At 60.1% G+C, this 20,768-nt stretch carries 15 protein-coding genes and 1 pseudogene; 6 read left to right on the top strand and 10 right to left on the bottom strand.

Annotated elements, in window-relative coordinates; genetic code table 11:
* Positions 1–33 precede the first annotated feature (33 nt).
* Both AC3WUM_RS19345 and glmS read left to right on the top strand, forming a co-directional pair.
* Positions 34–654 carry a glutathione S-transferase family protein gene (locus tag AC3WUM_RS19345; protein WP_492412298.1) on the top strand — a complete coding sequence of 207 codons (621 nt, stop codon included), beginning with the start codon at positions 34–36 and terminating at the stop codon, positions 652–654.
* A gap of 78 nt (positions 655–732) precedes the next feature.
* Positions 733–2,568 (top strand): glutamine--fructose-6-phosphate transaminase (isomerizing), encoded by a 1,836-nt coding sequence (gene glmS, locus AC3WUM_RS19340; protein WP_492412297.1) that lies wholly within the window; start codon positions 733–735, stop codon positions 2,566–2,568.
* Between the two features lie 392 nt (positions 2,569–2,960).
* Here the strand turns inward: glmS and AC3WUM_RS19335 are convergent, their stop codons facing one another.
* From AC3WUM_RS19335 to hsdR, 8 genes are read right to left on the bottom strand one after another with little or no spacing between them, the layout of a single operon-like run.
* Positions 2,961–3,770 (bottom strand): hypothetical protein, encoded by an 810-nt coding sequence (locus AC3WUM_RS19335; RefSeq protein WP_492412296.1) that lies wholly within the window; start codon positions 3,768–3,770, stop codon positions 2,961–2,963.
* Positions 3,745–4,680 (bottom strand): HNH endonuclease, encoded by a 936-nt coding sequence (locus AC3WUM_RS19330; protein ID WP_492412295.1) that lies wholly within the window; start codon positions 4,678–4,680, stop codon positions 3,745–3,747. The genes AC3WUM_RS19335 and AC3WUM_RS19330 overlap by 26 nt, the downstream gene beginning before the upstream one ends.
* A gap of 5 nt (positions 4,681–4,685) precedes the next feature.
* Positions 4,686–5,609 (bottom strand): HNH endonuclease, encoded by a 924-nt coding sequence (locus AC3WUM_RS19325; RefSeq protein ID WP_492412294.1) that lies wholly within the window; start codon positions 5,607–5,609, stop codon positions 4,686–4,688.
* A gap of 3 nt (positions 5,610–5,612) precedes the next feature.
* The gene (locus AC3WUM_RS19320) at positions 5,613–6,443 is read right to left on the bottom strand and encodes a restriction endonuclease (RefSeq protein ID WP_492412293.1); all 831 of its coding nucleotides are present in this window, start codon (positions 6,441–6,443) and stop codon (positions 5,613–5,615) included.
* Positions 6,444–6,486: 43 nt separating this feature from the next.
* Positions 6,487–7,566, bottom strand: coding sequence for an endonuclease NucS domain-containing protein (locus AC3WUM_RS19315; RefSeq protein WP_492412292.1), 1,080 nt, complete (start codon positions 7,564–7,566; stop codon positions 6,487–6,489).
* On the bottom strand, positions 7,566–9,323 hold the full coding sequence (locus tag AC3WUM_RS19310) for a restriction endonuclease subunit S (protein ID WP_492412291.1): 1,758 nt from the start codon (positions 9,321–9,323) through the stop codon (positions 7,566–7,568). Before AC3WUM_RS19310 ends, AC3WUM_RS19315 begins: the two co-directional genes overlap by 1 nt.
* Positions 9,320–10,777 carry a type I restriction-modification system subunit M gene (locus AC3WUM_RS19305; RefSeq protein ID WP_492412289.1) on the bottom strand — a complete coding sequence of 486 codons (1,458 nt, stop codon included), beginning with the start codon at positions 10,775–10,777 and terminating at the stop codon, positions 9,320–9,322. Before AC3WUM_RS19305 ends, AC3WUM_RS19310 begins: the two co-directional genes overlap by 4 nt.
* Before the next feature lie 3 nt (positions 10,778–10,780).
* Positions 10,781–13,240, bottom strand: coding sequence for an EcoAI/FtnUII family type I restriction enzme subunit R (gene hsdR, locus AC3WUM_RS19300; protein WP_492412287.1), 2,460 nt, complete (start codon positions 13,238–13,240; stop codon positions 10,781–10,783).
* Between the two features lie 586 nt (positions 13,241–13,826).
* Between hsdR and AC3WUM_RS19295 the strand changes: the two genes are divergently transcribed.
* Complete coding sequence (locus AC3WUM_RS19295) at positions 13,827–14,783, top strand: TniQ family protein (RefSeq protein WP_492412286.1); 957 nt, start codon at positions 13,827–13,829, stop codon at positions 14,781–14,783.
* On the opposite strand, the gene AC3WUM_RS19290 is transcribed toward AC3WUM_RS19295, so the two are convergent.
* Entirely contained in the window at positions 14,772–16,475 is a 1,704-nt protein-coding gene (locus tag AC3WUM_RS19290; protein WP_492412284.1) for a TnsD family Tn7-like transposition protein, read from the bottom strand. The two genes, AC3WUM_RS19295 and AC3WUM_RS19290, sit on opposite strands and share 12 nt — an antisense overlap.
* 352 nt (positions 16,476–16,827) lie before the next feature.
* Between AC3WUM_RS19290 and AC3WUM_RS19285 the strand changes: the two genes are divergently transcribed.
* The 3 genes from AC3WUM_RS19285 to AC3WUM_RS19275 all read left to right on the top strand — a co-directional run bounded on the left by AC3WUM_RS19285 (position 16,828) and on the right by AC3WUM_RS19275 (position 20,266).
* Entirely contained in the window at positions 16,828–17,073 is a 246-nt protein-coding gene (locus AC3WUM_RS19285) for a helix-turn-helix transcriptional regulator (protein ID WP_492412282.1), read from the top strand.
* A gap of 377 nt (positions 17,074–17,450) precedes the next feature.
* Positions 17,451–18,224 (top strand): TnsA endonuclease C-terminal domain-containing protein, encoded by a 774-nt coding sequence (locus AC3WUM_RS19280; protein ID WP_492412280.1) that lies wholly within the window; start codon positions 17,451–17,453, stop codon positions 18,222–18,224.
* Positions 18,224–20,266, top strand: a complete 2,043-nt coding sequence (locus tag AC3WUM_RS19275) for a hypothetical protein (RefSeq protein ID WP_492412279.1) — start codon at positions 18,224–18,226, stop codon at positions 20,264–20,266. The genes AC3WUM_RS19280 and AC3WUM_RS19275 overlap by 1 nt, the downstream gene beginning before the upstream one ends.
* Positions 20,267–20,642: 376 nt before the next feature.
* On the opposite strand, the pseudogene AC3WUM_RS19270 reads toward AC3WUM_RS19275, so the two are convergent.
* A pseudogene (locus AC3WUM_RS19270) lies at positions 20,643–20,768 on the bottom strand (IS3 family transposase); the annotation flags it as partial.

Raw genomic sequence — 20,768 nt, 5'->3', positions numbered from 1 at the left:
CGCGGCGTCGCCGCAAGACCGAGGAGATCACCGATGAAGCTCTACACCGCCAAGCTCGCTCCCAATCCACGTCGCGTGCAGCTGTTCCTCGCCGAAAAGGGCATTCGCGATCTCGACGTGGTGCTGCTCGATCTCGGCAAGCGCGAGCACACGCTCCCGCCGGTCTGCGAGGTCGCGCCGATGCCGCAGCTACCCGTGCTCGAACTCGACGACGGTCGCCGGCTGTCCGAAAGCCGGGCGATCTGCAGCTATCTCGAAAGCCGCTATCCGGAGCCGAACCTGTTCGGCCGCGATGGCGAGGAGCGCGCCTTCATCGAAATGGCCGATCGCCAGGCCGAGTTCTTCCTGCTCGTGCATGCGATGAATGCGGTGCGCCATTCGCATCCGGGCTTCGCGAGCGTGGAGCAGCCGCAGCTGGCCGATTTCGGCCGCACGCAGATCGACAAGCTGCGCCACAGCGCAGCCTGGTACGAGGCGCTGCTCGGCAAGCAGGCCTACGTCGCCGGCGATCGATTCACGGTGGCCGACATCACCGCCTTCTGCGCGCTCGAATTCGTGCGCGGGCTGCTCAAGTTCGTGCCGGCCAACGAGGGTTTCGCGAACCTGCAGGCTTATCGCGATCGCATCGCCGAGCGTCCGAGCGTGAAGGCCTGACAGGCGCTTTCGATCGGGCCGAACCCCGTTCCGGCCGGGCCGCTACACTGTCACTCCAACAAATTCCCCAGGAAGCCCATGTGCGGAATCGTCGGCGTCGTCGCCGCTCGTGATGTCACGCCCATCCTCGTCGAAGGTCTGCGCCGCCTCGAATATCGCGGCTACGACTCCGCTGGCGTCGCGCTGCTGACGCAAAACGGTCAGCTCGACCGCCGTCGCGCGCAGGGCAAGGTGCAGCAGCTCGCCGACGGCATCGCGCAGCATCCGATCGCGGGTTTTCGCGGCATCGCGCACACGCGCTGGGCCACGCATGGCGTGCCGTCCGAACGCAATGCGCATCCGCACTTCTCCGAAGACCAGGTCGCACTCGTCCACAACGGCATCATCGAGAACCACGACGAGCTGCGCAGCGAGCTGCGCGCCAAGGGCTACCACTTCACGAGCGAGACCGACACCGAAGTCGTCGTGCATCTGGTCAACGAATGCCTGAAGCAGAGCGGCTCGCTGCTCGCCGCCGTGCAGACCGCGGTGAAGCGCCTGCACGGCGCTTACGCGATTGTGGCGGTCGCCGTGCGCGATCCCGATTGCGTGGTCGCGGCGCGCATGGGCTGCCCGGTCGTCGTCGGTCATGGCGACAACGAAAACTACGTCGCCTCCGACGTGCAGGCGCTGCTGCCGGTCACGCGCCGCTTCCAGTTCCTCGAAGAAGGCGACGTCGCCGAAGTGCGCCAGTCCGGCATCCGCATCTTCGATGCGAGCGGCAAGCCGGCCGAACGTGCGCTGCGCGAATCGACCTTGTCGGCCGACAGCGTCGAGCGTGGCGAATTCGCGCACTACATGCTCAAGGAAATCTACGAGCAGCCACGTGCGATCGCCGACACGCTGGCCGAGCGCATCACCGGCAAGAGCGTGCTCGAAGCCGCGATGGGCCCGAAGGCGCAGGCGATCCTGCCGCGCGTGCGCAACGTGCACATCGTCGCCTGCGGCACGAGTTATCACGCCGGTCTGATCGCGCGCTATTACGTCGAGCAGGGTGCCAAGCTGCCGTGCACGGTCGAAGTGGCGAGCGAATATCGCTATCGCAACCCGGTGGTGCCGGCCGACACCTTGTTCGTCGCGATCTCGCAGTCGGGCGAAACCGCCGACACGCTCGCCGCGCTGCGTGAGGCGCGCAAGCTCGGCTATCTCGCCACCTGCGCGATCTGCAACGTGCCCGAATCCTCGCTCGTGCGCGAAGCCGATCTCACGCTGATGACGCGCGCGGGCCCCGAGATCGGCGTCGCCTCGACCAAGGCCTTCACCACGCAGCTCGCGGCGCTGTCGCTGCTCGGCATCGTGCTCGCGCGCCACAACGGCATGGACGCGATGACCGAAGCGGCGTTCGTCAAGCAGATCGCGCACGTGCCCGAGATCGTCGAGCACACGCTCAAGCTCGAGCCGCAGATCAAGGAGTGGGCCAAGCACTTCGCCGACAAGCGCCATGCGCTGTTCCTCGGCCGCGGACCGACCTATCCGGTCGCGCTCGAAGGCGCGCTCAAGCTCAAGGAGATCTCGTACATCCACGCCGAGGCCTATCCGGCCGGCGAACTCAAGCACGGCCCGCTCGCACTCGTCGATGCGGACATGCCGGTAATCGCGGTCGCGCCGAACAACGCGCTGCTCGAAAAGCTCAAGAGCAACCTGCAGGAAGTGCGCGCCCGCGGCGGCCAGCTGTTCGTCTTCGCCGACCCCAACACCGGCTTCAAGGCCGAAGACGGCGTCGAAGTGATGCTGATGCCCGAGCACATCGAAGCGATCCAGTCACCGCTGGTCTACACCGTGCCGCTGCAGCTGCTCGCGTATCACGTCGCTGTGCTGCGCGGCACCGACGTCGACCAGCCGCGTAACCTCGCCAAGAGCGTGACGGTGGAGTGAGCGGCTGCGGCGCTTTAGGCGGTTGTGATCGTATTAGTAAAACCCGTAACGAATGCCCGGGACTCTCGGATCGGCGAACGGAAGGGTCAGCAAGGAAGAAGTTGGGGTAAGTCGTTGAGTGCGATTGTTGCAAGGGTGGAATGGACGTCGAACTCCCATTTCCAAGCCGCGGCCGCCGGCCTTGCCTAGCATCAAGTCGGCGCACGTGAAAAGCAGACTATGGCTCAAAGTGCCTGATGCCGATTCAGCCTGGAGTGGCCAGTAGCAAGTGTCTATTCGGGGGGGCAAGCCCTTGTAGCAGAAGGCCGAAAGGAGATCTGCAGATGCACTATGTACGCCCGCTTGGCAGCAAGTTAGTGCGATTCTTCCTTACTGCTGATTTGAGGTTGCGATCATTCGACACCGAGTATCCAGCCCTCAACCTGCGCAATGGCCTTGTCGTAATCGGTGAGCTGCGGCTGCCAGTGCCGATGTAGATCGCCTCTGCTGTCTTGCTCGCGCATCCACGCCGACACTGCGAAGGCGTCTTGCTGATCGCCGGTCGCATCGGTAAGTAGGTGCCGAAGTCGCCAAAGCGAGGGATACACCTCGGCAATGACAGATCGACCGCATGGTGGCGACCAACCATCGAAGGGCCAGAAATGAACGCGATCGCGATGTGCCCGTCGGATATGGAGCAGCCACGGGATCCCCGAATGCGTGGATTTTGCGACGGAACCTTGCACATCGAAGTGGAAGACGGACTTGGCCGATCGAGCACGAATTTCCGTCAGCCGTCTCCAGCGAGTTAGCCCACTGCGAGCGGCGCCGTTGCCAACCGAGCCGTCGCGGACGAAGTCGACATAGACGTGCTCACCATCGGTTGGCCAATGGCGCCTAAAGTCTTCCAGGAACACCTGCCAGTCCGGTTGGATGGCGTGCTTTTCGAAATAGCGGATCGGGAACGAGAAGCCGTGATCAATGCCCACCAACGTGGGCACATTGTCGGACAAGATCTCCACCAACCAGTCCGCTACCCCGCGGCGTGTCCAGTAGCGCCTCGGACTTGGCGGTGGGCCAACCTCTCGCGGTGGATCGCTCGGCGTGGCGAGATAAACCCGAAGGCCCTTGAGGCTTTCTGTCGGAGTCTTGGCGCCGGAATAATCAATGCCAACGTAGCGGGAAAAGTCGGGCACGTCAGTTGGCCAGTTCAAATTGTTCAAAACGCAACGCCAGGCGATCGCGATCTGGGCGATCGCGCTCTCGGGGTGGCAAATGAAGCGCGCCGCCCTGCAGACGCTTCAGCGCCTCCAGCATCGGGCCATCGTTCTGACACATCAGCCTTTCGGATACGTGGAGCCGGAAGTCCGGATCGATGCCGATCAGGTGCGAGTCGAACGCCGCATGGTGAATCTTCGAAAGCGGGATGCCATTGGGTACGACTGGTTGGCCCATCTTTTCGTCGCCGTCGGCGATGATGTGGGCAGCATCGAGCAGTAGTGGTTCTGGTAGTCCGGACAATGCGCAGCGTCCGCCATAGGCGCTGATCACCGCTTCACGGAACGAGGCCTGATGTAGGCGCTGCTGTACGGCTCGCAGTGCGTAGCGCCGTGCTGGGGCGCTGTCCTCTGAAACTCCAGGCGACGCGACGCCTGGATCACCGAACCCGATCATCGCGCGCAACCCATTCGGATCCCAACCGCCGACGAACGCCGGCACGATGGCGGTGAAGAGTTGAGGTGCGATCCCGATGAAATAGATGATTGGGACACATTGCTCCCAAGCTTCACGAAGCCAACGGTTGTCTGCCGCCTCAGGATCGCGACCCATGAACGCGTAATCGACCCACTCGGCGCTTTCATATATCTGCCGATGAACCGTGCGCTGATCGTCATACCAGACGCGCGCCCCAGGGCGAGGGAACACGGTGCGGATCGACAAAAGGTGCTTCATCTGGCGAGGCTTGAAGATTCCTCGCTGTGGATTGACTAGGGGGATGCGCTCACCTTCGAACTCGAATCCCTTAGCAAGATCCATCGAAGTCAGGTGGTCCTGGATCGCATTCAACCTTCGCACGTGGGCGAAAGCTGCCTTGCGAATGAGAGTGTCCAGCGTGTCTGGATCTTGAGACACGTGCACTATCCCTTGAAGCACTGCTCGTTGTGCCACCGCAATGCGTCGCGGTCCGGTCGATCAGCGATCGTTCTGGGTAATTCAATCGCCTGCCCCTGCAATGCGTAGTAGTGCTTGCCGTTGCTGAATTCTTCGCGGATGCGGCGGCTGACCTCAAAACGGTATTCAGGCGTCACCGTTACGTAGCCGCCGTCAAAGAGGCTGTGCAGGTCACGTCGCAGCAACAGGCCGTTCGTTGCTCGATGGGAACCGCCATCGGCGTACGGCCGAATGTGGGCAGCCTCCAGCGCGGGCAGCGTCTTTTCATGGGTGACGGCGCAGCGGCGATCGTAGAGGTCCGTGACCAATACTCGGAATGCGCCCTGCCCCAGGCGGGGCGCAATCAGCCGTGGTTCGCCATAGCGAACCTCAGATTCGGAGATGTCGGCAGGAAGGGATCGGCTCAGGCGCTGGGACATGGCTTCCCACAGTCGCACGCCGTCGGTTTCATCGGTGCTGTAGGTCTTGAACGTGACGATGTTCCTGGCCCAGCTATCGGGCACCGGGATCCATTCCGACTCCGGCAGAAAGAACGGCTGCGTGAGAATTCGACAGCCCACCGGAAAGTCAGTTGCCCGGTCGTTCGGGTCCGCCTTTCGGTACTTGGCGATGCGCTCCCGCATCTGGCGAAGGCTCGATGCCCCATTTGCCTCCCCGAACGCCTGCCACGCCAGCGAGCACGGCAACTGGTTGGCATGGGCAAACACTCCACCACCCACGATGAAGTTGCGGGGCGAATGCAGCTTGAACAGGAACAGCTCGCCGGGCTCCAGCGCCTTGAACCCCGTCCCCGAAGGCGCCCAGAAATTGACCTCCGCTAGGTCCGGCCGACGCCGCAAGGTTTCGAACCAGTCGGAGTCGGTGACAGCAACGACCAGGTTGATACCCATGGCTCAGTCCGCCGGTAAGGTGCCGCGGCATCGGGGGTAGGTGTTGCAGCCGTAGAACGCGCGACCCCTGTTGACGCCCTGCTTGGTAATCCGCCGGACCATGCCGGCCCCGCACTTCGGACACACCGGCGTCGACGAGACCGGCGTTGGTCGAGCGGCTGGACTCTTAGAAGCGGGCGACGCCGACGAACGCAGCAGGGCGTTCGCATCAACCAATTCGATATTTCGCCCTTCAGCAAAGTCATGCGCATCAGAGGTGAACGGACCCATCGAAACCACGAAGGCGCCGGTCGCTCCTTGCGCCGCCATCACCCCGAACAGTTCGCGGACCACGCTCACGCCAATCCGTGTTGCGCGCCACTGCTTGCATTGGACGAGGAACGTCTCGGAACCCTCTCGTGCGATCACGTCGATGCCTCCGTCGGCTCCGTCCGAGGTGAAACTCACCGTGTAGCCACGCTGTTCGAAATGAGCGCCAACCAGCTGCTCGAACCCTCGCCAGCTCAATTGGCGCAGCGGTGCCGCGTCGGTTCTGGCCTCGGCCTCTGCAAGCAGTCTGGTTCGTTTGCGCTTGGCGAGCCCGGACACCATCGCCGCAATCAGAAGCGTGAGAGGGGCCAGGTACTGTAGGAACATGCCCGCAGTCCTGAAGATCATCACGCCGATGGAGCTGCCCATCTCCCCGACGTTGTGCGCGACCGGAGGCTGGAGCTGCGCCAGCTGATGAAACCCAAGGTATGCGACCGGAGCCAGCGCCACGCAGAGTTGCCAAGGTGGGCGCGCCAGACCTTCCACGGCATGCTCGAAATCCGACTTTCGCTTTCGGCGGGCCATGGCTCAGGACCCTCGCATCTGTGTCGAATGAAGCAATACGGAGTCAGGCATTCGACGCTCCGATGCCGAACGCCTGACGCAGCCGATCGACTGTTGTCCGCCATTTCGGCGTGCGTGGCTTGCAGACGGTATTCTGGTTGCCGAACAGGCCGATCTCGTTGAATGCTTGATTCAGTGGGACGGTCTTGAGCCACTTCATCGGTACGAAGTATTCACAACGATCAGGGTCGTTGATGAACTGGCGGTGGTATGTGCCGCCCTTCAGCACATCGATCGCCGGCTTGTCATCGAGAGTGAAATCTCTGAGGGATACACGGGGGGCAATGACTTCGCCAACGCCGACGAACCCGTATCCCGGGGCTTTGACCCATACGCGGTCACCGATGGCAAGCAAGCTGAGCGTATTGCTGTACCAGCTCCCGCCACCGCCACAAATGAAGCCGTACTTGCGAGCCTCTTCCCAGTCTCGTCCATCGTCGTGGCCGAAGCTGGCGTAGAACTCTCCATTCCAGGGTTCCTTGTCACCCTTCGCGGCCACCGCCACGTTCACCTGCGTCTCGCCGGGGTCAATTATCCATGTGCGGCTGAGTAGTTGCTCCGCGCCGCTGGCGAAGACCTGGAAGAACAGCACGTTGATGGGGATGTCGCGTTCATTGAGGTAGGCGACGATGCGTTCGGTGCTGGCGTCCAGAGAGGCGGCGACGACCACGATCTGGTGGCTTTCGTTGAGCGTGGTCTCGTCCAGCGGTTGGCCGAAGCGGGCCTGGAAGTCAGCCCCCAGGCTCGCGTTCGGCTTGAAGCGCGCATAGATCGCCGCGATGTCCTTGCTGTCCAGCTTCTCCACCCAGCAGGCATAGTCCAGCGCCTGCGCCACGACCTCGCGCGGCGTGCGGTCGCGTTTGAGCTCGATCAGTACCAGCGTGCCGTCAGGTGCGATCGCCAGCAGGTCGATGATCCCGCCGGAGGCGGTCTTCTCCTGCCGGCCGATCAGCATCCACTCGTCCGAGAGCATGCTCGGCGCGGCGACGATCATGTCCTCCAGCGCCTTCTCGCTCGGAAGTTGGGCTTCGCTTAGCAGCTGCGGAGAGAGGCCGACCTTCCAGATGGCGTTGCGGATCGGCATCAGGCGGCTTCCAGTGCGGCGTCAGTCGGCACGAGGGCTTCGTGCAGCAGCGCATTGAGCAAGCGGCTGCGGGTGTTCTCTCCGCGAGTCAGGCTGGCTTCGAGCTGATCACAGAGGGACAGCAGTTCGTCGACTTTGGCAACGATGCGGTGTTGCTCTGCAAGCGGTGGCAGTGCCATAGGATACGCGCGCAGAAATCCTAGCGAGACGAAAGGCTGCAATCCGCCAGTCGCCAGGATTTTCATCTTATGGCTTGCGTTACTTAGGAATATCTTCAAGAAGGCCGGGCAACTGTGGGCACGATCGAAGTACTTGAACAAAGCGACGTTCTTAATGCTGAAGGGCTGATCGGTGTCAACTATTACCGGATTCCCGATGCTACCGATCATGGCGAAGAGGACGTCATCCTTGTCCACTCGGGATCGCTCTGAAATCTTCGCGTGATCCTGTTCGCTGATCAGCTTTACATCGGAGAGAGAGAGAAATCCGGAGTACAAATTCTTGCTAGTGACTAGCGGAACACCTGAATCGACATACTTGGGCGTGTCATGAGTTCCGTCGCGAACGTCGTATGCATCTCCGAGTCGACAAAGAATCCAGCCCTGCGGAACTTCGTGCCCTATCTCTTCTGGGCCAACATTCGGCAGCTGCTTCGATCGTTTAAGTTCCTTGCGGGCAACAAGGGCTTCTCGAGCTCCGGCAATGTCTTTCAGTAACGACGCAGCGGGTTGATCGTCGGTCGACTGCGGCAACAGCGAGCCGCGAACTGCGAGATTCAGTATGGTCTGCTGGAGTTGCTTGACTTGATCCGGGCGAGTGGTGATGGCCGGCAGGATGCTGAGCGCGAAGCGGGCGTCGGACTGGAAGGAGGATGCCTTGGGCGCATCGCTATCCGGCGATGGGGTGGGCTCGGGGGCATTGAGGCGGGCGAGGGTCGCCGCCGTCAGCCGGTCGCGCGTCGCCTCGCGCTGCGCCCGCGCCGCTTCCAGCCGGTCGCACAGCGCCATCAGTTCATCGACCTTGGCGACGATGCGCTGTTGTTCGGCGAGGGGCGGGAGGGGAAATGGGACTGCTGCAACCAGCTTTCCCGACACCTCTTTGAAGGTTGTCCCAGGTGCCTTGGCGTCTATTTCTGGGGCAAAAGCCGTCATCGCCATCGCAATGAAGCGTGAGCAGCCGGCAACGTATGGAACTATTGATTTGAAGCCTTGATTGGTCGAGATGGGGTTGGCGGCGATTGCGACGTATCCAATGGGCGCTCTGCTCGTAAACAGGACGCTCCCCGCAGGCATTAATGTCGCCGACGAAGACTTCAAGCCCTTCGCGGACAAGTCGCGCGAGCCGCGGGAGATGAAGAGGTCTTCATGCCCTCCTAGATCTGCCGGAGTAAGCCAAGGAACGCCGGTTCCTGGTTCCGTAAAGTTCTCTAGGTCCGATGCGGATGGAGTGCCGCCACCAACGATTGCGCCAATCGAATCTAGTCGTGTCCACTGCCATGTGGACGGAATCGAAAATGGTGCCACGACAGATTCGTCGTCTCCTAACTCACGAGGCTTCCGTAGCTCTCCAGATAGCACCAGCTTTTGTTTCTCTGACGCGATCAGTCGCAGAAGTTCGGCAGCTGTGTTGTCCGAAGGTTTTTGCGCTAGAAGTTTTCCGCGCACGGCCAAGGCGAGGACGAATCGCCGTAAGCGTTCGACGGCATCCGGCGCTTCCGCCACACGATCGTAGTGCGCCAGTAGTTGCTCCGCATTCATCGCAGCAGCGCCTCGGTCAGAATGGCCTTGAGCTGATCGCGCAGCTTTGCCGTATCTGCCTCCGCCGCGCCCAGCTCCGCAAGTAGCGTCTCCGGATCACCATGATCATCCGCGACCGCATGCGGATTCTTGATGTCGAGGCTATAGCCGCGCGCCTTGATGTCCTCGATGCTGACACGCCAGGCTTGCGGCGTGTCCTGTCGATCCTTGCGCTCGGCGCCGCCCCACCAGTCGACGCAGCCTTGCAGGTGCTCGACCTTAATTGGCTTGGTCATCGAGTATGCCTTCTGGCCTTCGGGCACACGATGCTCGTAGTACCAGATTTCTTTGGTCGGCGTGCCCTTCTCGAAGAACAGTAGGTTGGTGCCGATGCTGGCGTAGGGTTTGAACACGGAATTGGGCAGGCGCACGACCGTATGCAGGTTGCACTCTTCCAGTAGGTGTTCCTTGAGTCGGGTCTTCACGCCTTCGCCGAACAGCGAACCGTCCGGTAGCACGATGGCGGCGCGGCCGCCGTTCTTGAGCAGACGGATGAACAGGGCCAGGAACAGGTCCGCGGTTTCCTTGGTGCGGAAGTGCTGCGGGAAGTTGGCCTCGATGCCGTCCTCTTCCTTGCCGCCGAAGGGCGGGTTGGCGAGGATGATGTCGACGCGGTCCTTCTGTTCCCAGCTGATGTAGGGGCGCGCCAGCGTGTTGTCATGGGCAACGAAGCTGGGGTCCTCGATGCCGTGCAGCAACATGTTGGTGACGCAGAGCATGTGCGGCAGCTGCTTCTTCTCCACCGCACGCAGGCCGGCCTGCAGCTTCGCCTCGTCCTTCGGCTTCTTTACATAGCGGTCGCGCATGTGACGGATGGCGCAGGTTAGGAAGCCGCCGGTTCCGCAACTCGGATCAAAAAGGATCTCGCCCGGCTTCGGATCGATGCGCTCAGCCATGAAGGCGGTGACGGCGCGCGGCGTGTAGTACTCGCCGGCATTGCCGGCGCTCTGGAGATCATTGAGCAACTGCTCGTAGATCTCGCCGAAGTGCTTGCGCTCGGCGAGGTCGTTGAAGTCCACGGCATTGATCTTGTTTACCACCTGCCGCATCAACTGGCCGGACTTCATGTAGTTGTAGGCGTCCTCGAAGACGCCGCGGACCACGCGCGCGCGGTTGGCACTGCCGCCGCTGGCACGCAGCTCCTTCAACGTTGGGAATAGGTCGCCGTTGATGAATTCCAGTAAGGCGTCGCAGGTCAGTCCTTCCGGATTGGCGGCCCATTCGCGCCACTTGAGGCGCTTGGGGATCGGCGAGCGAAAATCGTCGCGGGTGAGTTCGAGTTCCTGGTCCTGGTCGTCGATGATCTTGAGGAAGAACATCCAGCAGAGCTGCGAGAGGCGCTGGGCATCACCATCGACGCCGGCGTCCTGACGCATGATGTCTTGGATGGATTTGACGGTGTTGCGGACAGACATTGTTTAGGCGCTTTCCTGGTAGAGGGCGTCTTGTAGTTGGTGAACGGCTTCTTCGAAGCCGGCCTTGCTGCCGAAGGGCTTGATGAGCTGGGTGACGGTGCCCATCTCGGAGAACGGCGGCACCTGGAGCACGCGGACGTTGTCGAGGCCAGTGACCAGGCCCTCGTCCTGATACTTCGCCAGCAGGGCCTCCAGCACCGCCCTGGCCTGCGGGCCGTACTTGGTAAAGAAGTCCCGCTTCTTCACGTTGTTGGCGCGCTCTCGTCGCGTCAGCGGCGGCTGGTCGAAGGCGATGTGGCAGATGAGGTCGAAGGGATCGAGCTCCTTGCCGATTTCTTCCATCAGCGGGTCAAGCAGCAGACCTTCTGCTGCCAGTTCGTCGATCACGGCGTCTTTCTTGTCGGCGGTGTTCCAGCGACGCAGGAACTGATCGAGGCTCGCGTACTGCTTGCGGATAGCCTTGCGCGAATAGTCCTTGAGCGATTCGGTGACGAGCTTGCCATCGGCGTCGAGATACTCGACGCGCTCGGTAGCAACCTTTACGGGCTTGCCGTGGACGTAGTACTTGGTGCGCTCACCTGTGCCGACAGGAGGCAGCGGTGGCGTGGGATCGTAGATGATCTCAGCGTCCTCACCATCGCCGGTTGTTTCCGGCGCATCCACCTGATCCTCTGGCGACTGCTCCGGCGGTATGACGGGATCGTCCTCGGTAGGTTCGTAGATCTGTACGGGCTCGCCGTCGAACGCCGGATCGGCGAAGTGGTTGCTGGCCTTCCGGAAGTCGACCAGGGTGAAGTAGTACTTCTGCGTGTCCTCATGGACGCGAGTGCCGCGGCCGACGATCTGCTTGAACTCCGTCATCGAGCCGACCTCGCGGTCCAGCACGATCAGTCGGCAGGTCTGAGCGTCGACGCCCGTCGATAGCAGGCGCGAAGTGGTGACGATGACGGGATACGCCGTTTCCGGGTCGATGAAATTTCCGAGCTGAGCCGTGCCGGCGGGATCGTCGCCAGTGATGCGCATGACATACCGCTCGTTCTTGAGCACAAGATCCTGGTTCTCGACAACCAGAGCTTGGCGCATTTGCGCTGCATGCTCAGTGTCGACGCAGAAGACGATGGTCTTCTGCATTCGATCACCGGTCTGTTTCAGGTAATCCGATACCCATTTGGCAACACGCTGAGTTCGGCTATCGACGACGATGTTCCGATCGAAGTCCTTGATGTTGTAGATGCGGTCGTCGATCAGCTGGCCATGCTTGTCGGTCTCGCCCTTCTGTGGGCGGTAGCCTTCGACGTCGATGTCGAGATGGACCTTGATGACCTTGTAGGGCGCGAGAAAGCCGTCACTGATTCCTTGCTTGAGCGAGTAGGTGTAAACCGGCGCGCCGAAGTAATGAATGTTGGAGGCGTACTCCGTTTCCTTCGGCGTGGCGGTCAGGCCGATCTGGGTTGCCGAGTTGAAGTACTCAAGGATCTCGCGCCACGCAGAGTCCTCCGCCGCGCTGCCGCGATGGCACTCGTCGATAACGATCAGATCGAAGAAGTCCGCCGAAAACTCCTTGAACAGCTTCTGCCGGTCTTCCGGCCCCGTGAGGGCCTGGTAGAGACCGAGGTAGATCTCGTAGGAGGTGTCTATGCGTCGCTTCGAGTCGACGGCGGTTTCAAGCTCAATCTTGGTTCCGTCGTCGCGCTCGATGGTGTTGGAGCCGGTCGAAAGCTTTGCCATGGTCTGCCCGAAGGGGCGGAAGTCGTTGACCATGGTCTGGTCAACGAGCACGTTGCGATCGGCCAGGAAAAGGACGCGCTTCTGCTTGCCGCTACGCCAGTCCGATTTCCACAGGCGCCAGATGATCTGGAAGGCGGTGTAGGTCTTGCCGGTACCGGTGGCCATGACCAGCAGCACACGGTCCTGTCCGCGGGCAATGGCCTCGACCGTGGCATTGATGGCGTTGCGCTGGTAGTAGCGCGGCTCCTTGCCGCTGCCGTCGTCGAAGTACGGCTGCAGGACGATCTTCTCCTGCGCCGGCGTCAAGCCCTTCCACTGCTGATACTTGGCCCAGAGCTGCGCGGGGCTCGGGAACTCATCGAGACCGAGGTTGGTTTCTAGCATCGCGCTCTGGCCGGTCTTGTCATGGAAGACGAAACCTTTGCCGTTGCTGGAGAAAACAAAGGGCACGTCGAGCGTGCTGGCATAGTCGAGCGCCTGCTGCATGCCGGCTGCTTCGCCGACGTTGGCCTTCTTGGCCTCGATCAGCGCAATGGCGATGTGCTGGTAGTAGAGGACGAAGTCGGCCCGCTTAGGTTTGCCACGCGCGACCAGCTTGCCGCGAACGATGATCCGGCCTTTGGTGAATCCCACCTGGCGACGGATTTGTGTGTCCTCATCCCAGCCGGCCTTATGAAGGGCGGGCGTGATGAATTTCACGCTGATGTCGTCTTCGCTTAGGCCGCCCGTGTCCATCGCCCCCGAGGTCCTTTATATGTGTGGCCCAACGCCAGCTAGGCCGCGTGCACAGGCGCCGACTGCCCGCTGACTCATTGATAGATAGCGATAAGACGACGCCAACCGGAAAACGCGACTCCCCTAAATGAAGGGTACCGCGAATCGCTTTGATTTTGCTGCGATCTTGGTCTCGGAGCGGTTGGTCTCCGGCCGTGTGCTCATAGAGCACAGTTGCCTTATGGTGTTCGTATAACGCACATAGTGCTATAAAAGCACTATGGCGAGCCTGCCCGCATCTCAAGCCGAATTGATCCGAACTGCCCGTGGGGCGCGGAGCCAGGCTGAGTTCGCTCGACTGCTGGGGGTCGATCGGTCCTGCCTGTCCCGTTACGAGAGCGAACGGCTCGGGGCCCCGCCCTCTGTAATTACCTACTGCCTTCGCGAGGTTGGGCGCCAGCTGGCCGGCTCAGCGTTGGAATCAAGTTCCGTGGTTGAGGCCTTGGCGCACGCGCGCGAAGTCGTCGCGGCTTTAGAGCGAACGCGGCCTGCGGTAGCAGTGGACTTGCCGAAGCGGATGTTACAGCCATGAGATGGAGCGATTGAAATGCTGATCGTGCGCCCGTTGGAAGATGAGTTGGCTGAAGCGCATGCCTATCGGCATCAGCACATCGAAGGGTACGAAAGCCTGCAAGAGCAGATTCGGGCCCTGCGCAGCCAACTCGGTATTGAGAAGGGCATCGGTTGCAAGTATCCAACCACTCATCTGCTCGCGGTGATCGGCGGAAAATCCATTGATGAGTACGTGCGGCAACACACGATGTTGCCGCTAACGGCTGCGGTTCCTTCTATCGAAATGCGAACCTCAGCATCGATTAACGATTGGCTGTCCTCGGCGTTCCATCTCGGATTCCGCCGACCCGTTGACGACGTGCGGATCTGTGTCGAATGCCTTGAGCTTGATCGCGCGGAGGGAAAGCTGTCGTCCTATTGGCGCCGGCATCACGTGAAGGGAACTAGCCGTTGTCCGCTACATGGCATCCGCCTGCATGCCATCCGAGAATGCTTGCCCTTTAGCGCTAGACCGGATGACTGGATCACGCGTGGACAGATTGGCCTAGTGCCGGACATCGAAGCTGATGTGGCAGACCCGCAATGGATGCGCCGATACATCAACATCAGCATGGCCATGTTGAACACCGATGAGCCGCTGGCAACGGTTGAGGCCAATCACCGGTTGATTGAAGTCTTGGAGGCGGCTGGGCTCTCGACAAAGGCCTCTCAATCAAGGCCTCTCGTCAGCGATCTGCTCCGGGCTAAGGCGGGCAAGCGCTGGGTAACCGAAAACCTTGCTCTCATGCGTGGAAAGCAAAGTGGCGACTTTGTGCCACTGATCGATGGCCTCGCCTATAACCCGGCAAATTCGCGATCATCGATACTTCATGCGGCCCTGTGGGCCTGCTTCGCGGACGGAGATCCGTGGACGAATCGAGTGCAATCAAAGCACACAGCTCAAACAATTGCCTCTCGCGCTACAGAAACCGGCGCTACCTCAGCGGTTTGATGCGCTGGAAGCGTGTCGTCGACGTCCCAGTGCATCTCGAGTCAGGGGGAGCTGATCAAGTTGGCTGAGCCGGGCCTTCAGACCTGGTACGCGATCACATAGATCTGCGACTCGAATGGCCTTCCCTGAGCGCTCTTTCGAAAGCGCGTCGCGAGCTACTTGCACTGCGTGAGCGAAATCCTGATCACGTCGGTCCCAGTCCACCCGACTGCTTGTCGTGGGCGTCTCAAGGGTAAGCGCGCTGCTGAATGTCTCCAGCCAGGCTCTGTCATTGCGATAAAGCCACATGAACACGGCGGGTTGTAGTGCGCGAAGTTGCTTTCGCGATGGATTCCGTAATCGACTCGCCGTGGTGGTCCATGCAAGGCGGTACTCACGCTGCGTCCGGTCTAACATGGCGCTGTGCCATGCCCGGCGAAGGTCGATTTCCGACTTGAGCAACATATTGATGGTCGGGAGTGAAACACCTGCGGCCTTCGCTGCCGCAGCTTTGCTGCCTCCAGCGAGCAAGAGAGCAATTGCAGCGGCCCTGCGCTCCGGTTTCAGGAGACTCGGGCGGCGAGGTGTCGCGATTCCTGCTGCCGTGGCCCAAGCGATTCCCGTCGCTGCGGCAATGCCAATCATGCGGGAGGTGCTACTCACAGAATTACCCTCAGAGAGGAGCAGCAGGAACTTTGCTCGCCGAGGATCGGCCGAGGAGTGAAGCTGTTCCCGCTCAAGATCTCGCGTATCGGGGACAGATGCCGACGCGTACGCCGACCGCCAGGCATCCCAGCCGCCAAAGAGAGTATGGATCAATGCCAGATGCCGCAGCGGATGCGCAGGTCGGACCGTGCCGCGAATGAAGCGAAGGAACTGCGCCTCCACTTGTTCCTCCGTCGTTGGCAGCGTTGCAAGTTCATGAGTCTTTGCAAGCGACGCCGTCGTCTTGATCATGTGGGCCGTGAATCCCGCAACGTCAACTCGACCTGACGGCGTGCGCAGTCCCATGTCGTCGAGTCGCTTGCGGTAAGTGGCGTGGATACGCGCAAGATCGAACTCCGTGTCGAGTTCAGTTGAGGCGTACGCCAGAACGCTTTGGGTGAAAGAGCGCAGGGCGCGGAGATCATGCTCAGCGGTGTCGCTGGAGAGCCCTTCGCGAAATTGACAGTCGGCGGGCAGAAGCCACGCAAATCGATTGCCGCCGTGTACTCGCTCCGTTGTCCAATGCAGGGCGGAGCCGCAGCGAAAGCAGGTCCATACACCGGGCCACTGATGTTCGAGTCGCCATATCCAGCTCTCGGCAGAGTCGCCATCGATCGCGCGACATTGCAGACAAGTTTTTAGCGGGTGCGCAGCGCCGAATCGGCTCGCCAGCGAGCCCAGACTGGCTTTGAGTGGCCCGCAACCGCCGAAACTCAAAGCCGCCAAAGCATCTAGGCGTGCCTGCAGCGGCCGAAGGTGAAAGTAGAACGGAAGGATCGTGCGTCGCAAGGCGATCTCCTCGGGAGTGCCGAACGTTGGCCCGAGTCGCGCGACAAACTCGTTGAGGTGAAGCGGAAAATCGTGTGCGGCGGCGCGCGGTGTCCCGAAGAGTTGGCGTGAAGTGGTCGCCGCGATCGCGTTGCCCGCGATGTGATGGTGGCGGGCACACAAGCTGTACAACGTTTCGCCGTCGTGCCACGCCTTCAGGTGAGTCGCCGATGGAAGCATGCGTGTGCTTGAAAGCCGCGTTTGCTGTGATCCTCTCCGTCACCAACTTTATCAGCACCGGTTTGCGCAAAAAATCTGGAGTAACTCTCCGGAAGCGACCGCGAAATGACGTCAAAACATTGGTTTCCAGAAAATATTGATGATGTCGCAGTAAATCCAATTAGGCGTCGGGGGAATCAGGCGATCACGTAAGTCATTGTTCGCCCGATAGCACTAGAAAAATAGGCCTCGAAATTCTGTACTGGCAAACAAGGTTCTGCAGAAATTTTCTGTCTACGCTGAATTTCTCGCTTCGTGCATTCCTGGAGACGCTGAGGCACGATCTGCTGCAACTGTGGACTCAGAGCTACGAATGGAACCGCTGCTACGCGCCGAAGAGGTGATGCATCTCCTTGGCGTTTCCCGAAGCTGGCTTGAGCGTCTGATGGCGACAGGAATGGGGCCGGCATGCGTGCGCATCGGCAGGCTGCGTCGATGGCGTAGCGAAGACGTGCAGAGATGGATTGAAGCGCAGGTGCACGAAGAGCAAGCGTCGTCGCGCAGCAACGCAGCCGCGAACGGAAATTCAAAAAAAGGGGAAGCCAACGTGAGCGACTAGACAGCGACATTTCAGCCGCTATAACGCAAAACGCCAGCCCGAGGGCTGGCGAGTCACGGCGTTCGTGCGGAGGTTACTCACACAGGACGACTTAGGCATCTCCAGTGTGTGGTCCCCCGCATCGGACGTCAAGTGGACGTGCGTCCGATAGATATTTCAGTCCGGCGAGTGCCGGAAGGGGCTGCATGGCAATGCGCGTGAACGAAGAGACATACCGCCGCATAGTGGGGCGCCAGTTCGTAGTGCATTGGGGGACCAACTACGAGCCGTCGATACGAGCGACGCCTAAGGAGGCGCCTGGTGTTAGCACGGCGTCGCGCTTGAAATCGGAAGGCATGGGACGAGAGGTTCATCTCCTGTCTCGGAATGAAGTCCGAGTGGCGATCATCGCGCTCTACAACTCCGCGGTCTGGTACATCCGCGAACAGCAGATGCTCTTTTGGAATGATCGCGAGCATTTCCTGCATGGCCATCCGCTGGCGGGCGGCGAGCATTGGCCGGCGATGCGGGGCACTTGGAATATTGCCAAGGAAATGGGATTGGAGCATCTGCATCCGACAGTCCGGGTCTTCGATAAGAAGTGCGACGGTCGAGTTCGAGTGCCCTTTCCTTACGTGGGGGATCTACTACTTTTTCTGCGTGACGATGCAGGAGCCTATGCGGTCAACCTTGCGGTTAAGGACAAGATGGAGAATTTCCAGAGGCCCTTTAACCTGCTCGGTGCCAAGACGCCCGCCGAACAGAAGGAGCGCGTGATCGCGCGCCACAAGATAGAACGACTCGCGTACGAAGCGGCGGGCATCCGAACCGAACAGGTAGCAGGTAGTCTGATTCCCAAGGATCTGTTCAACAATCTGCGCTTTCTTCATGGGCAAAACTGGAAAGCTCGGCGCTACAGCGCGGAGCAGATCTCCGTAGGTCTAAAGCTTGCAGAGGACGGCCCGCGGCGTGAGCGTAGCCCTATCAACATTGGCGTCGAGATTGATCGGAAGCTTGGTCTTCACACCGGATCTGGATGCTCCATTGTTTGGCATGGAATCTGGACGAGAAGAATTCGGGCTGATTTGTATCAAGCTCTCCTGCCCGATCGTCCCCTGATACCAGAACAAAAAGACGTCCTGGTTGATTACGCCCATTGGTTCCGCCGCTGATGGACATCAAGCTCGGAACCCAGCTATGCGTTGATCAGGCATACAAATTTCTGATCCCGGATACACGTTACTACTACCTCGGTCCGTGGAACCGCCAGTATGCGGTACTGCTGTTTTTCTACCGTGACGGTGAGTATCAGAGAGTAGCCACGACGCGCATCGAAAGACAAGAGTTCGAAGTCCTGATATATCCAGGTGTCGAAGTACTTCGTTGTTGTGAGCGGCAGCTCTGTCGACCGCCATGGATGGAATCGTGCGAGGCAACGAACTTTGCGGAGAAGGAAGCTTTGCGCCGCGACACAAAGTCGCAGGAGCACGAGCTTCGAGTCATGGCAAAGATCGAAAGCATGGGGGCCGCGCTGAACGATGAGACGGCGATACTCTCAGCCGATAATCCTGGGCGTGCCCTGCATTCATACGCAATAGACGCTGGAGTACACCCATACCGCTTTGAATCCCAGTTCTTCTCGTATGTTCTCCACGGAAAGGACAAGTGGGCACTGATGCCCCGCTGGTTCGGCAATGGAAAGTGGGATCGCGAGGAGAAGGGAAAGAAATTTGGTCGCCCGTCGTTGGCGAGGAACTACTGCTTCAACTTTCCGTTGAACCGCGACATGAGAAGGCGAATTCTCTCATTCGCTCGGAAAAACAAAGGATACTTTCGCACGTTCGTAGACTTTCATACGGAACTCCTGAGAAGGGAGTTCAAATGCATTCAGATTCAGGCTGCATCTGGAAGTCGCATATTCAGCACCCGAAGTGACCCGTTCCCTTCACCGGGGCAGGCCTATCGCGCCGTCGAAGAGGGGCTGAGCGCCGAAGAGTATGCCGCTTTGTTTGGCAAGCAAAAGCGGATAAGGCCGACGCGGCGATTCAATCAGGGAAACTTTACCGAGCAGTTCTGCTGCAACCTTGAGGCAATCGAATCCGACGGCTACGTCATCGTTGACGTGCTTCGCTCGTTCGTGTCGGATAGGGAGACCACCAAAGTTGTCGTTGTGCGCATCATTTGTGCCGCCACAAGTTGCAGGGTCGGTGTGGGATTTTCGGTCGGAGGCGAGCGCAAGGAGGCCTACCGGGCCGCGTTCTACTCGATGCTGGCTCCTCGTCACTACATCGAGAAGATCTATGGACTGGACGAGGGATGCCTGGAAACGTGGGTCTCGGGCGGGATGGCTGCGTTCTCAACGTCAGATCGCGGCCCAGCTGCTTGGAACATCATCATCGACGAGTTTGACAGTCTGTTCCCGTTGCAGACGATCGCGCCGTCGAGGGAGCCGCTGAGCAAGGCGCTTGTCGAGGCCAGCAATCCCCGAACGCCGGACGCTTCTATCGATAATGTCCACATCAAATCGAACCTGACCGTCGCCGGGGTAATCAAGAGGGAGCTACTCCGTACGGTTGCTGATAACGATGGGAGAAGCATCAGTGATCGCTTGTCGGACTCCATGCTGGCTGAAATGCGGCAATTGGAACTTCCGGCAACCCCCAATGGCCTTTGGGAGTTCAATCGACGCAAGGGGAGAAACGCCGGTGATTCAGATATGAGTCACAAAGAGGCGATCCGGATGTTCTGGGAGCCCATAAAGGTCAAGCTCTGCCGGGATGGGGTTCTGCACCATGACAGTCCATACACATCCCAGGCGTTGCGGGAATCGGGTGTGCTAAACAGCCTCGGCAGTAGTCAAGAAGTCGAACTGCGTGCATACGCTTTGAGCTGTGCGATTGGGTTCCTGCATGTCGAGGTCAACGGGGAGTTGATAGAAGTCGAGCGTGTCCGTCGATTGCGACTGCCGCGCGAAGACTACGCTCAAACAGAGGAAGATCTTGCTGAAGCCAAGGAAAATCGCGCGATTCTTCGGTCGGAGCAGCGTGTAAACGCCGTTGCAGCTCTTGTCGGAGGCAACCGGAAGGCGGTGAAGCAGACTCGAGAGCCACTCAATGGAGGGCGGATTAAAGATGGCCGAAAGCCATCGGGGCAAAAGTCCGCGGGCAACGAAATCTCGGCCATCCGATCACACACGAAGTCGCAGCAGTCATGAGTGCGACGCCGTGGGCCCACGCGTGGCGGGATGTGCCAGACGATGCGGTGCTCGATGCCACCGTGGAGCAGCGAGCCGTACCGATCGACTCTGAAGGGTTGTCTCTTCACGAAACTGCCGAGCTATTCACTGCTACTGCCAAGAAAATATTCCTCTGCGACGAGCAGAGCAGAGCGCTAATTCGACAGATTCTTGATGCAGGAAGAGCTCATGCCAAGCTCAACTATCCGTCAAAGAAGGAGTTCGATCTGCGAGTGTCAACCGATGAGCCGTGGATAGCGATAAAGGACTTCTCGATCGGAATCTGCGGGCACGCAGGCGTTGGAAAATCAAGCATTGAACCGCCCCGGCTTTCGCGGAGGCTCGTTGGTGTGAGTCACGCCGCGATGGCGAGGCTCGGTGGTGGTGAATAGTAGTTTGCTTCAGCTTCAGCCGGCGGGATGTGGCCGAGCGGTTCCATCAGTCGGCGGTTGTTGTACCAGTCGACCCATTGCAAGGTCGC

The organism is Hydrocarboniphaga sp. FW305-C-57, assembly GCF_058783045.1.
The sequence above is the reverse complement of the archived record's forward strand: the minus strand, read 5'-3'. Positions and strand labels throughout refer to the sequence as shown.